12 protein-coding genes are annotated in these 14,465 nt (G+C 36.9%); 5 read left to right on the top strand and 7 right to left on the bottom strand.

What is annotated here, in order from left to right; all coding sequences use genetic code 11:
* Positions 1–2 precede the first annotated feature (2 nt).
* The 5 genes from BLS89_RS02290 to rimP form a co-directional block, all read right to left on the bottom strand.
* Positions 3–692 (bottom strand): hypothetical protein, encoded by a 690-nt coding sequence (locus BLS89_RS02290; protein ID WP_092735883.1) that lies wholly within the window; start codon positions 690–692, stop codon positions 3–5.
* The gene (locus tag BLS89_RS02295; protein WP_092735884.1) at positions 685–1,179 is read right to left on the bottom strand and encodes an RNA polymerase sigma factor; all 495 of its coding nucleotides are present in this window, start codon (positions 1,177–1,179) and stop codon (positions 685–687) included. The genes BLS89_RS02290 and BLS89_RS02295 overlap by 8 nt, the downstream gene beginning before the upstream one ends.
* Before the next feature lie 126 nt (positions 1,180–1,305).
* Positions 1,306–4,092, bottom strand: coding sequence for a translation initiation factor IF-2 (gene infB / locus BLS89_RS02300; RefSeq protein ID WP_092735885.1), 2,787 nt, complete (start codon positions 4,090–4,092; stop codon positions 1,306–1,308).
* A 108-nt stretch (positions 4,093–4,200) separates the two neighbouring features.
* Positions 4,201–5,439, bottom strand: coding sequence for a transcription termination factor NusA (nusA, locus tag BLS89_RS02305; RefSeq protein ID WP_092735886.1), 1,239 nt, complete (start codon positions 5,437–5,439; stop codon positions 4,201–4,203).
* Between the two features lie 50 nt (positions 5,440–5,489).
* Positions 5,490–5,957 (bottom strand): ribosome assembly cofactor RimP, encoded by a 468-nt coding sequence (gene rimP / locus BLS89_RS02310; RefSeq protein WP_092735887.1) that lies wholly within the window; start codon positions 5,955–5,957, stop codon positions 5,490–5,492.
* A gap of 348 nt (positions 5,958–6,305) precedes the next feature.
* Between rimP and BLS89_RS02315 the strand changes: the two genes are divergently transcribed.
* From BLS89_RS02315 to BLS89_RS02335, 5 genes are all read left to right on the top strand, one after another.
* Positions 6,306–8,153 (top strand): DNA topoisomerase IV subunit B, encoded by a 1,848-nt coding sequence (locus BLS89_RS02315; RefSeq protein WP_092735888.1) that lies wholly within the window; start codon positions 6,306–6,308, stop codon positions 8,151–8,153.
* A 175-nt stretch (positions 8,154–8,328) separates the two neighbouring features.
* A complete protein-coding gene (locus BLS89_RS02320) occupies positions 8,329–8,676 on the top strand; it encodes a hypothetical protein (protein ID WP_245688794.1) in 348 nt (115 codons plus the stop codon).
* The gene (locus BLS89_RS02325) at positions 8,651–9,061 is read left to right on the top strand and encodes a DUF2750 domain-containing protein (RefSeq protein ID WP_092735890.1); all 411 of its coding nucleotides are present in this window, start codon (positions 8,651–8,653) and stop codon (positions 9,059–9,061) included. Before BLS89_RS02320 ends, BLS89_RS02325 begins: the two co-directional genes overlap by 26 nt.
* Before the next feature lie 202 nt (positions 9,062–9,263).
* Entirely contained in the window at positions 9,264–11,822 is a 2,559-nt protein-coding gene (locus tag BLS89_RS02330; RefSeq protein ID WP_092735891.1) for a DNA gyrase/topoisomerase IV subunit A, read from the top strand.
* 10 nt (positions 11,823–11,832) lie between these two features.
* Positions 11,833–12,471: a rhomboid family intramembrane serine protease gene (locus BLS89_RS02335; protein WP_092735892.1), complete on the top strand. Its 639-nt coding sequence runs from the start codon at positions 11,833–11,835 to the stop codon at positions 12,469–12,471.
* Between the two features lie 72 nt (positions 12,472–12,543).
* On the opposite strand, the gene pyk is transcribed toward BLS89_RS02335, so the two are convergent.
* Both pyk and BLS89_RS02345 read right to left on the bottom strand, forming a co-directional pair.
* Positions 12,544–13,989: a pyruvate kinase gene (gene pyk, locus BLS89_RS02340; RefSeq protein WP_092735893.1), complete on the bottom strand. Its 1,446-nt coding sequence runs from the start codon at positions 13,987–13,989 to the stop codon at positions 12,544–12,546.
* On the bottom strand, positions 13,982–14,464 hold the full coding sequence (locus BLS89_RS02345) for an IPExxxVDY family protein (RefSeq protein ID WP_092735894.1): 483 nt from the start codon (positions 14,462–14,464) through the stop codon (positions 13,982–13,984). The genes pyk and BLS89_RS02345 overlap by 8 nt, the downstream gene beginning before the upstream one ends.
* Position 14,465: the final 1 nt, after the last annotated feature.

Raw genomic sequence — 14,465 nt, forward strand, 5'->3', positions numbered from 1 at the left:
ACCTAATCTTCTATAGATTGGGTATTTTCTATATCCTGAAGCTGACGAATCTGTTTGGTCAATCTCTTCATAATAATGCCGTACACTACTTTATAATAAAGCCAAATAACAGCCACTCCTCCTATGGTGGCAATCGTTACCCCTACGATCATTCCTATCTTAGTCGATTTATTGATAATGATATTCTGATGAGCAACGGTATTGAACACAAAAGCCGTCAGCACAATCTCAAATAAAATAAGAATCAATATATTGGCAAAAATAAACCAATTGACCACTTTCTTAAAATTCAAGATACGGGTAATAAAAGTTTTCAGATTTTCTTCTACGCGTATTTTTCTGTAACTGAAATATATCATTTGGATAAAAATAGCCATTACTACCAAAACAATGGTTTTCAGTATAATATTCATCATCTCGTACCGAGCACGGATATGAGGCGTAATATTCGCCCCCAGCTGCTTGATTATAAGAATGAAATTTTCATCGGTACCGGACTTGAAAAAGGTAAATATATTGATACACAAAAACAGCAAAAGCTCTGCAATACTAATCCAAAGAATATATTTGACATAATTACGCGACTTTCGATTAAGCATCGCTCTAATCTCTTGATTAGTGTAAGTACTCTTAGGCGTTTGGTTTTGCCACGCTTGTTTTATTTGCTCAACATTAAATTCGGAATTAGGCATATTTTTGCATTAAATCTTTAAGAGTTTTTTTTAATCGGTTCATTTTCACACGGGCATTCACTTCGGTAATACCGAGAGTTTCGGCAATTTCCTTATAGGGCTGATCATCTAAATACATCATCACTACGGCTTTTTCCACATCAGGAAGCTGCTTTATCACAGTGTATAATAGTTGTATTTGTTCGTTTTTATCCTCATCGGAATCATAAACCTTACCAAAATGGACATCATTCAGTTCATCTACTTTGGGGCTTTTCGAAGATTTTTTGAACAATGTAATGGCCGTATTCAGAGCTACACGATACATCCAAGTAGAAATCTTGGACTGCCCTCGGAACGAATCGTAAGAACGCCATAGCTGCAATACAATTTCCTGAAAAAGATCCTGCTCATCCTCTGGAGTATTCGTGTACATACGGGATACCTTGATGATAAGTCCTTGGTTTTGTTGTATCAAATCAGAAAATTCTTGTTCTTTCACAGACATAATGAATAACAAAGAAACAAATGTAAACTATTTTTAGCTAAAAACCTCAAAAATAGCCGCCTATCTTACATAAAAACACCCTCAAACTTAAAGCTCAAGGGTATTTTTCTTTGTTTAATTCTAATTTTATTTTAGCTTTTTCTTCACAGAAACCTCCTCATACACTTCAAGGATATCTCCGATTTCAATATCGTTATAACCTTTCAAGTTAAGACCACATTCATAGCCTTTATTCACTTCTTTCACATCGTCTTTAAAGCGTTTTAGGCTTTCCAGCTCGCCATCATATTTCACGATACCGTCTCTTAGAAGTCTTATTTTAGAGTTCCGTGTAACCTTACCGGTAAGCACCATACATCCGGCAATGCTGCCCACTTTTGAGATTTTGAACACCTCACGGATTTCCACATTACCAATAACCTGCTCGCGGATTTCAGGGGAAAGCATTCCCTCCATGGCTTCTTTCACATCGTCTATGGCGTCATAGATGACAGAGTAAGACCGGATTTCTATTTCTTCTTTCTCTGCAAGCTCCTTAGCATTAGCACCGGCTCTTACATTAAAGCCTATCACTACCGCATCTGAAGCCGTAGCCAAAAGAATATCACTCTCGGTAATTTGCCCTACCCCCTTGTGAAGGATATTGATTTGGATTTCTTCAGTAGAAAGTCTCTGAAGCATATCCGAAAGTGCCTCCACAGAACCGTCTACATCTCCTTTTAGAATAATGTTAAGTTCCTTAAAGTCTCCAAGTGCTATTCTTCGTCCTATTTCATCTAAGGTCAAATGTTTTTTAGTTCTAATCGATTGCTCACGATGAAGCTGCTCACGCTTATTGGCAATATTTTTAGCTTCTTTTTCATCTTCATAAACACGGAATTTATCCCCTGCCGTAGGTGCTCCGTCTAAACCGAGAATAGTTACCGGCATAGAAGGACCAGCTGTCTGCATATTTTTCCCTCTTTCATCCAGCATTGCTTTCACTTTACCGTGGTTTCTACCTGCTAACACATAGTCTCCCACTCTAAGCGTTCCTGCCTGAACCAGCATAGTCGCCACATAGCCTCTACCTTTGTCCAAAGCAGCTTCTATCACGACCCCTTGTGCCAATTTATTAGGATTAGCTTTTAGCTCGAGTAATTCTGCTTGGATTAACACTTTTTCAAGTAGTAAATCTACATTATTACCAAATTTAGCAGAGATTTCTTGAGACTGAACATTTCCACCCCACTCCTCTACCAAGATATTCATCTGCGAAAGTTGTTCACGGATTTTATCCGGATTGGCATTAGGCTTATCTACCTTGTTAATAGCTATAATCATCGGTACTCCGGCGGCTTGGGCGTGGGAAATCGCTTCTTTGGTCTGCGGCATCACATCATCATCTGCTGCAATCACAATAATTGCGATATCTGTCACTTGTGCTCCTCTTGCTCTCATCGCGGTAAAGGCTTCGTGCCCCGGCGTGTCTAAGAATGTTATTTTCTCACCATCTTCCAAAACTACACTGTACGCACCAATATGCTGCGTAATACCACCCGATTCTCCGGCGATTACATTGGTTTTTCTAATATAGTCTAACAATGATGTCTTACCATGGTCCACATGCCCCATTACCGTAACAATAGGTGCACGAGGCTGCAAATCTTCCTCTCTGTCAGGCTCTTCGGTATTGATATCTTCTTCCAAATCCGCATCTGCAAATTCTACATTGTAACCGAACTCTTCCGCTACCAGCGTAAGCGTATCTGCCTCCAATCTCTGGTTCATCGTTACCATTACGCCTAAAGAGAAACAAGCCGAAATCACCTCCGTAGGGTTTACATCCATTAGACTTGCGAGTTCATTCACTGTAATAAACTCTGTGACTTTGAGTGTTTTATCTTTAGCTTCAAGCTCTTGCATTTCTGCATCCAGCTCTCTACGCTGTACTCTTTTTTCTTTTCTGTATTTAGAAGATTTGGATTTACCACCTTTATTAGTTAGTTTTTCCAAAGTCTCCTTAATTTGATTTTTTACCTGCTCCTCAGTAAGCTCTACCGGCATATGCTTTTCTCCTTTCTTACCTTTTCTCCCCCCCCTTTTAGGACGGTTATTGTCAGGTTTAGCACCACCTGCACCCTGTGGCTGCGGCTTATTATTCTGAGGTGTAGCCTCTTTGACGGCTTCACCGGTTTTGGTAATTCTCTTCCTTTTCTTTTTCTTTTTCGGCTTGGTTTCAAACTGAGAAAGGTCCACCGTCTGTTTGAGAATTTTCGGACCATCCAACTTTTGATATTTTGTTTCTATCTTTTGCGGCTCCTCTTCTTTAGGCTGCTCTACCTCTTGAACAGGTTTTTGTTCTTTCGGTTTATTTTCTACAACCTCTTTCTCTACCACAAGCTGTTCTTTTTCTGCCTTAGGTTGAGATGGTATTTCTTTTTTCTTAGGTTCCGATTTTTTAGTTTTTTTACTTCCTACCTCTGTGAGGTCTATCCGATCCAAAACTTTTGGTGTTTGTTTTATTTCAGTAGGTTTTTCGGATTTAGGCTGCTCCTCCGATTTTTGAGGGGTTTCTTTAGGTGTTTCTTCCACAGTAGTTTTACTGCCTTTTCCATCCAAATCAATCTTATCCAAAATGGTAATTCCCACTTTAGGTCTTTCTATTTTTACCTCCTCATTTTTTTTCGGAACATCCTCTTCTATTACCAATTTGTCTTCCGGTACTTTGGTAATAACGACTTCATTAGATGCCTTTTTTTGCTCTCCATCTTTCTTAAATTCTGCTTCCAAAACAGAATATGCCTCAGGATTGAGCAGTGCGTTAGGATTTCTATCTATCTCTATCCCTTTAGATTTGAGATACTCTACCGCTCTGTCAATAGAGATATTGAGTTCCTTAATAGCTTTGTTTAATCTAATATTTTTTGGCATAATGTTTAAAATCGGCATTCATTGTTTCATAAAACTTCAATGCCCTTTTTTGATTTTTAATTTATTGATTTTATTATGTTTATTCTTAAATTCCTTTAAGAATCAGGATTACTCCTCTTCAAATTCTTCTTGAAGAATTCGTTTAACTTCTTCTATCGTTTCTTCTTCTAAGTCTGTAAGACGAACTAACGCATCGTTATCTTTGTCTATAATACTCTTAGCGGTATCCAAACCTACTTTTTTGAAGATATCGATAATCCATTTCTCTATTTCGTCTGAGAACTCGTCCAGTTCCACATCATCATCTTCCGCTGCTTCTCTGTAAACATCTATATCATATCCCGACAGCCACGAAGCCAATTTGATATTCTGTCCTTGCTTACCGATGACTTTGGCAATTTCCTCAGACGGGGTATAGACTAAAGCTCTATTTTCAGCTTCGTCAATTTCTATTTTATTAATGGTCACATTCCCCAAAGCTCTTTTGAGCAACAATTCGGGATTTTTAGACCACTGAATAACATCTATGTTTTCGTTTCTCAATTCTCTTACCACACCGTGAATACGAGAACCTTTCACCCCCACGCAAGCGCCCACAGGGTCTATTCTATCATCGTAGGCATCTACGGCTATTTTGGCTTTCTCACCCGGTATTCTCGCTACTTTTTTAAGGATAATAGTACCATCTTGAATTTCAGGAATTTCCAAATCCAAAAGCTTTTCTAAGAATTTCGGCGAAGTTCTAGATACGATGATTTGAGGCTTGCTCCCTTTGAAATCAACACTTTCTATTACCGCTCTTACATTATCGCTTTTTCTGAAAAAATCAGACGAGATTTGGTTTTCTTTTGGAAGTATAAACTCATTCCCCTCGTCGTCCAATAAAATTACATGCTTGTAGCGGATATGATGCACTTCTCCTACCATAATTTCCCCTATCCTATCTCTAAACTGCTGATAAAGATGAGCATTGTGATACTCTTGTATTTTTGTAGCTAAAATTTGTTTAAGCGTAAGAATACTTCTTCTCCCCAACTGGGAAATTTTGATTTCTTGCGTAAAATCCTCTCCTACCTCAAAGGTTTCATCTATTTTCCGAGCTTCGGATATTTCTATTTCCAAGTCATCATCTTCGGACATTTCATCTTCCACGATGGTTTTATTAAGAAATATCTGAAAATCTCCTTTATCCGGATTTACAATTACCGTAAAATGATCATCAGAATCATATCTTTTTCTAAGAAGCGTTTTCAAAGAATCTTCAATAATCGCCATAAGGTCTACTTTACTTATATTCTTTTCTTCTTTGAAATCTCCGAATGCTTCTATTAAGGCTAAATTATCCATTTATAAAATCTTTTATTTAATTACTAAACAAGCAATAATGCTCTATTTATCTAAAATTTAACTATTACTAATGCTTTTTTAATTTCTGACAGCAGCACCTCTCTTTCTTCCATCACATCTACCTTTCCCTTACCTACCTCCTTAGGCTTTCTATATCTAAGGATCAAGATAATACGATCTTCTTCTACCTTCGCCAGTTCGCCCTGTATTTTAGAAGAATCCTGCATCAAGAGTTCCAATTCTCTGCCTATATTCTTTTTGTATTGTCTAATTTGGGTAAGAGGCTCCGAAAGCCCCGCAGACATCACCTGAAGACCGAAATCGTGCTCCTCTCTGTCCATATTAAATTCTATGGCTCTACTGGCATCTAAACAATCTTGGATAGAAATCCCATTGTCCCCATCTAAAATAATCACCACATTATCTCCTGCTGATATTTTCATATCAATAAGAAACAAATCTGGTCTTTCCTCCAAAAAGGTTTCTAATAGCTGCTTTATTTGCGTTTCAAATTCCATTTTTTTAAATTATTTTAGGCTACAAAAAAAGGCTTTCTTCCGAAGCCTTTCCATTCACTATCCTAAATCTTCTGCAAAGATATGGCTTTTTTTTAATCTCCACAAATATTTACCCAAAGGATTTCCTTCTCATACTCAAAAGAATATCATACGCTCAAAATTCAGATATCAAAATAAACATCGTTTAGCAAATAAAAACCACTATAAACAACATTACAAAACCACAAAAATCAATAACAAACAAAATAATACATTGTAACTAAAAAAAAGAAACAATAATAAATAGTAATCTCATTTAACTACTTTTTTGTACTTTTGTAAAGAATTGGATTTTTAGGCAAAAAACAGATGAGCGAAACTAAACCTATTTATTCGGAAGACAATATCCGAACGCTGGATTGGCAGGAGCATATTAGACTAAGACCCGGTATGTACATTGGGAAATTAGGCGACGGCTCCTCTGCTGATGACGGCATATACATTCTTCTGAAAGAAATAATAGACAACTCTATCGATGAATTCCGAATGAAATCCGGAAAAAAAATAGAGATAAAATTAGACGAGAAAACCGTTACCATAAGAGACTTCGGTAGAGGTATCCCCTTAGGAAAAATGGTAGATGCCGTCTCTAAAATGAATACGGGAGGGAAATACGACAGCAAAGCCTTCAAAAAATCCGTAGGGCTAAATGGTGTGGGTACAAAAGCGGTAAATGCACTTTCCGACTATTTCCGAGTAAAATCCGTGCGAGATGGCAAAGCTAAAGTAGCCGAATTTTCCAAAGGGGTTATCACAGAAGAGCATTCGGAAGTGGAGTCCTCTGAAAGAAATGGAACAGAAATCACCTTTATCCCCGACCACGAAATATTCTTAAACTTTAAATTCAGAAAAGAATATATTGAGCGGATGCTTAGGAATTACGCTTATCTTAATCCCGGATTAAAAATCGTGTTCAACGGAGAAACTTACTTTTCTGAAAATGGACTAAAAGACCTTCTGGAAGAGAACTTAGAAGACGATATCCTCTACCCTATCATCCATCTAAAAGCGGAGGATATAGAAGTAGCCATTACCCACTCGGACAAATCGCAATCCGAAAGTTATTTTTCTTTTGTCAACGGACAGAACACCACACAAGGCGGAACACACCTCAACGCTTTTAGAGAAGCCTATGTAAAGACTATTCGTGAGTTTTTTAATAAAAACTTTGATGCTGCTGATATTCGAAAATCGATCATTGCCGCTATCTCCGTTAATGTAGAAGAACCCGTTTTTGAGTCTCAGACCAAAACCAAACTCGGCTCTAATGATATGGGACCCAATGGTCCTACGGTAAGGACATTTGTAGTGGATTTTCTCAAAACCAAGCTCGATAATTTCCTGCACAAAAACACCGAAATTGCCGAAGTGGTACAAAAGAAAATTCTCACTTCCGAAAAGGAGAGAAAAGAACTTTCCGGAATACAAAAATTAGCACGAGAAAGAGCTAAGAAGGTATCTCTCCATAACAAAAAACTAAGAGACTGCCGCCAGCACTACAACGACCAAAAAGCAGAACGAAAGTCTGAGTCTCAAATTTTCATAACAGAAGGAGATTCGGCATCAGGGTCTATTACAAAATCTCGAGATGTAGAAACACAAGCCGTATTCTCTCTGAAAGGTAAGCCGCTGAACTGCTATGGGCTAACCAAAAGAGTGGTCTATGAAAACGAAGAATTTAATCTGCTACAAGCCGCTCTTAACATTGAAGACAGCTTAGAAGATTTAAGGTATAATCAAGTCATTATTGCAACTGATGCCGATGTGGACGGAATGCACATAAGACTGCTGATGATTACTTTCTTCCTGCAATTTTTTCCGGATTTAATAAAGAATGGGCATCTGCACATTTTGCAAACCCCTCTATTCCGTGTAAGAAACAAAAAAGAAACACGCTACTGCTATACAGAGGAAGAACGACTGAAGGCCCTAAACGAACTTGGCAAAAACCCTGAAATAACACGCTTCAAAGGGCTTGGAGAAATTTCCCCTGAAGAGTTTAGGCATTTCATAGGTAAAGATATTCGTCTGGAGCCTGTAGTTCTTGGCAAAGACCAAACCATAGAGCAGCTTTTGGATTTTTATATGGGTAAAAACACTCCAGAAAGACAGCAGTTCATATTAGAAAACCTTATTTTAGAAGACACTGATATATAACATTTAAACCAACAAAATGAGATTAAGCAACCGCAAAAAAGCACCTTTGTTCCGTTTTTATTTTACTTTCATCAATGTAATATCTATAATGTGTCTCATTGTATACATACTTGATATTTCTCTTATATCTTTTATGGGAAACTGGAAATTTTTTCTCATAATAATCCCTACACTATTGTACTTCATATTCTATATAAAAGGTAAACAAATTTTTGAGTATGACAGTGACGGAGAGGCTGTAATGTTCATCAATAAAAGTATCTCCATTATTTTCAATAAAGAAACAAAAGATGAATTCCCTAAATACAAATTACATTCTTTTGAGTTTTTTAATGCATTATTTTTTAAAAGATTGTTTATAAAAGTAAACAGCAAAACAGAAAAAGTCATTCTATTGAAATACGATATCTCGTATCTAACCAAAAGGGAAATTAGAGATTTGAAAATTTCATTAAAAAAGATTGTATGTAACAATAATAATAAAGAAAATATTGGCTATGACAAACCGAAAAAAAGAAATTAACTCAATTTTATCATTAAAAATAGAAGAAATTTATTTACTGTCAATAAAAAGAATTGCTGAATACGAGGAAGTTTGGATTTTAGATGATGATGGAATATTAACTTATGGTGATGAAGAGCAAATATACTTCCCTATTTGGCCTGAAAAAATCTTTGCAGAATTAAATGCCATCAATGAGTGGGAAGCAGCTCAACCTTATAGCATTCCATTAGAAGAATTTTTATTGGATTTTATTCCAAATTTAATTGAAAACAATTACTTTTTATCTGTTTTCCCTAGAGAAAATGCAGAGAATTTTATTGTTCATCCCAAGGATTTTGCTAGAGATATCAATGAGTATATTGATGAATATTTCGGCGAAAGTTATGAATTAACATATTTATAAAATTTTAGGGGTTATATTAGATAACGACTAAAACTCAATTTAGAATTATTTATGCTGATATCTACTGTAGTTATGATGCATTTGATGTGAGTAAACTTAGCTATTTTCTCATCAATCACAGTCTACATTTTACTAAACATCATAACTACATAAAAAGAAAACAAAGAATAGAAAGTTTTTAATTTTATTTGAGCTAAATTAAATGAAAGAGCAAAACAGCCATAAAGAAGAAACATTAAAAAAACTGTCAGGATTATACAAAGATTGGTTTTTAGACTACGCATCTTATGTTATCTTAGATCGTGCCATTCCTTCTATATACGATGGCTTCAAGCCCGTACAAAGAAGAATAATGCACTCTATGAGAGAGCTGGAAGACGGTAGATACAATAAAGTGGCCAATATCGTGGGAAATACGATGAAATATCACCCTCACGGTGATGCTTCCATCACAGATGCTATGGTTCAGATTGGACAAAAAGAACTTCTCATTGACACTCAGGGGAACTGGGGAAATATCTATACCGGAGATTCTGCCGCAGCTGCCAGATATATAGAAGCACGACTAACGCCTTTTGCCCTTGAAGTTGTTTTTAATCCTAAAACTACCCACTGGACAAAATCATACGACGGCAGAAACAACGAACCTATTGATCTTCCTGTAAAATTCCCGCTGCTTCTCGCTCAGGGTGTAGAAGGTATAGGGGTAGGACTTTCCACTAAAATAATGCCTCACAATTTCAATGAACTTATAGAGGCTTCCATCGCACATTTGAAAGGGAAAAAATTTGAGCTCTATCCGGATTTTATGACCGGAGGTATGCTGGATGTGAGCAATTATAATGACGGAGAACGCGGCGGAAGACTACGCTCAAGAGCAAAAATTATTCAAAAGGATAAACATACTCTTTGCATCACAGAGCTGCCCTATGGCATTACCACCGGCAATCTGATTGATAAAATCATCAAAGCCAATGAGAAGGGTAAAATTAAAATCAAAAAAATAGAGGATAATACTTCGGATGAGGTAGAGATAAATATACACCTGAATAATGATGTTTCGCCCGATAAGATGATAGATGCACTCTATGCTTTTACAGACTGCGAAATATCCATATCACCGAATGCCTGCGTCATTGTAGGAGATAAACCAATGTTTCTTTCGGTCTCTGAAATTCTTAAACAAAATACAGACTTTACGGTTTCTTTATTGAAAAAAGAATTAGAAATAGAGCTCGGAGAGTTAGAGGAGAAATGGCACTTTGCATCATTAGAGAAAATTTTTATCGAAAACGAACTCTACCAAGAAATCAAAGGAAAAGACAGCAAAGAAGCCGTCTATGATGCCATTGGAAAAGCCTTGGAGCCTTTTACCAAAAACTTAATGCGTGCCGTGGCTACGGAGGATATTATCCGCCTTACAGAACTTCCTTTTATGCGAATTTCCAGATATGACAGGGATAAAGCTTTGGAGAATATAGCCGCTTTGGAGGGGAAAATGGAACAGGTGAAATACCACCTGGACAACCTAATCGCCTTCGCCATCGATTACTTCAAAAACATACAAAAAAAATACGGCAAAGGGAAAGAAAGACGCACAGAGCTTAGAATATTTGACACTATTGATGCGACCAAAGTAGCCGTAGCCAATGAAAAATTCTATGTTAATCGCACCGAAGGATTTATCGGAACGGCACTCAAAAAAGACGAACATGTCTTTGACTGCTCTGATATTGACGACATCATTACATTTAGAAAAGACGGAATAATGCAGATTACAAAAGTAGAGCCTAAAACTTTCGTGGGTAAAGATATTCTGCATGTAGGCGTCTGGAAAAAGAACGACAGCAGAACGGTCTATAATATGATTTACCGCGAAGGAAAAACAGGGCCTTACTATATGAAACGCTTTGCCGTAACTTCCATTACAAGAAATACCGAGTATCCTCTCGCATCCGACAAAAAAGGTTCCGAAATTCTCTATTTTTCTGCTAATCCCAACGGAGAAGCGGAAGTAGTAAGCGTGCTGCTAAAACCAAGTGCCCGAATTCGTAAAAACAAAATAGAGATAGACTTTTCTGATTTAGCCATCAAAGGACGAAATTCCAAAGGAAATCTCGTTACCAAATATGCTGTAAAAAAAGTAGATTTGAAAGAAGAAGGCGTATCGACATTAGCCCCAAGGAAAATTTGGTTTGACGATACCGTACGCCGCCTAAACGCCGAAGGCAGAGGGACGCTGCTTGGCTATTTCAAAGGAGATGACAAAATCCTTACTATTAATACCAAAGGAGAAGCCAGACTTACTTCTTTTGATTTAATGAACCGTTTTGATGACGAGTATCTTATCCTTGAAAAATGGAACCCTGAACAAGTGGTTTCTTGTATTTACTACGACGGAGAAAAAGATATTTACTATATCAAAAGATTCCTTTTGGAGAACCATCTCAATTCTCAGATTTTTATGCCAAGCGAACACCCTAAATCCTTTGTGGAATTTGTAGGAACTACCGACGGCTGCACTGCAGAAATCATTTTTTCTAAAAAGGACAAAGAACCGGAATTCATTAACATTGATGAATTTATTTCCGTAAAAGGAATTAAAGCTATGGGAAACCAGTTTATCAAAGAAAAGGTAAAATCTATCAATATGTCTGTTCCGGAAAAAGAGCCTGAAAAAGAACCGGAAGAAATTATTGCTCCTACAAATAGCAATGACGAATCCCCCGCAGAAGGTATCATAGGAGATTTATTTGAATAAAAATATAAATATGACAATAGGTTTTTTAATTATTATTGCGACTTGTATTATCTCTTATCAAGGGTTTAACAACCGAGCTTTTTTTGAGAAATATAAATTCAATGTTCAAGATATTACCGTACGGAAAGAATATATCCGTTTGGTGAGTTCCGGCTTTCTACACGCGGATTGGTCTCATCTTTTTTTCAATATGCTTTCGTTGTATTTTTTTCAAGGTATTGTAGAAACTTATTTTGGGACTATTGGCTTTTGGGTTATTTACTTCGGTTCAATGATTGCCGGTAACTTTTTCAGCTTGCTCATTTACAAAAACAAACCTTGGTATTCTGCCATTGGGGCTTCCGGTGCTGTATCAGGAATTATCTTTGCGGCAATTGCGATGGCACCTAATGATATTAATATCAATTTTCTTCCCGGTTGGATTTTCGGGACTCTCTACTTTTCTTATTCCGTCTATATGATGCTGAACCCTAAACAATGGGATAATCTCGGACATTCTGCCCACCTTGGAGGTGCAGCATTTGGGCTGGTTTATGTTGCTTTATTACGGACGAATATCGTTATTCAACACTTTTTTTATCTTACTGTAATGACACTACCTCTACTCTATTTATCATACCAAATTTTCATTAACAAAAAAATAAAATAGCCCTTATCCGCAAATATTAAAAAATCCTACTTATAGTGTAGGATTTTTATGTTCTTATATTTGCAAAAGGGATTATATATTAGACAGACGCAATGTATTGGTTTTTCCGCCATCGTGTACCGGCATAGCATTAAGATTTACTACAAAATCTCCTTGCCTTACAAATCCATAATTGGTGGCCAGCATATTAACTTGTATAATCGTTTCGTCTGTTGTTTTTTGCATATCATAATAATAAGCCCTCACCCCCCATAGGAGATTAAGCATTGTGAGTACTCTTGGGTTCGAACTAAATACCAATATATGAGCATCCGGTCTGTGCGATGAAATTTGAAAAGCGGTGTATCCGGAATATGTAAGGGTAATAATGGCTTTTGCAGAAGCACTCTTTGCTATTTTCACTGCTGAAAGACAGATTTTCTTGGTAATAAATCTTTCGTCTATACAGCTTACTTCCTTATCTATTATTTCGTTTCTTCTCTTATAGTAATGTGTATTCTCTGCGTGTCTCACTATCCTTGACATATTTTTTACCACATCTACAGGATATTTCCCTACGGAAGTTTCGCCGGACAGCATCACCGCATCTGCACCGTCTAAAACGGAATTAGCCACATCATTTACCTCTGCTCTCGTAGGCGTAAGGCTATTGATCATCGTTTCCATCATCTGTGTTGCAATAATGGCTGGTTTAGCGTATGCTCTGGCTTTTTTCACCAATGTTTTTTGGATAACAGGTACATCTTCCATCGGTACTTCCACGCCCAAGTCTCCTCTTGCCACCATTATTCCGTCAGCTTCTTGCAGAATCTCATCTATATTTTCTACACCTTCAGGTTTCTCTATTTTTGCAATAATAGGTGTTCTAAAATTATTTGTGGGATGATTTTTAATCAGCTCTTTCAAGTCTTTAATATCTTGTGCGTGCCTCACGAAAGACAGAGCAATCCAATCCAATTGTAAATCCAATATAAAATTGGCATCACGGATATCCTTTTCTGTAAGTGCAGGTAAAGAAATATAAGTATTGGGCAAATTCACTCCTTTCTTAGAGCTCAATGGTCCTCCTTGTATAGTCTCTGCTTTTACGGTATCTACGCCATTAGTCTCCAATACTTTCAGCATCAGCTTACCATCGTCTATCAATATAGTCTCTCCTACTTTCACATCTTGAGGGAATTTTTTGTATGTCATAAACACCCGTGTAGAATCTCCCTCTACTTCTTCATTTGTAAAAGTGAGAATATCTCCAGGATTGAGGTATGAGCCTTCTTTTACGATCCCTATCCTTAGTTTTGGTCCCTGCAAATCTCCTAAAATAGATACAGCTGTACCGTACTCTTCATTTATTTCTCTAATGATTTCTACATTCCTTCTCACCAGATCATAGTCGGCGTGAGAAAAATTAATTCTAAAAACATCTACACCCGCTTTTATGAGCTCTACCATTTTTTCTTTGGTAGAACAAGCAGGACCTAATGTCGCTATTATTTTTGTTTTTTTTAAATCTCTAATCATAATAATCACACTGAATAATATCAAAAAGCTCGTGCCGAGAGCTTAAAACCAATTCTTCCACCTGAAGAACCTCCTCTTTCGGAAGCAAAATTAACGAAAAATCGCCAAATCCTCCCTTTGTTAATAAAATATAATCTACCAATGCTCTGTCTGAAAACAAGTATTCCGTATGCTCTATTCCCGAGAAAAGATTCATCCGTTGTTCTACTTCTTCTACTGTATGAGAGCGATTAACAACGACTATATAATGTGTTTTGTTTCTACTATCATACGCTTCAAATCTACTAAAGAAAGCTTTGTAATAGCCTCTTTTTATTACTATATCTTTCGTCCTGCAAAATTTAAAATCATTAAGCCGATTCAATTTATAGAAAAACTGAAAATCTTCCATAGGATACGTCAATCTACACAACCCTAAAGGCAGTTCTTCCTCCTCATCGTCTTCAAAAGTCAGTACAATTTTATTATCCGGCATA

It is taken from the genome of Riemerella columbipharyngis, assembly GCF_900101995.1.
Classification (GTDB): Bacteria; Bacteroidota; Bacteroidia; order Flavobacteriales; family Weeksellaceae; genus Riemerella; species Riemerella columbipharyngis.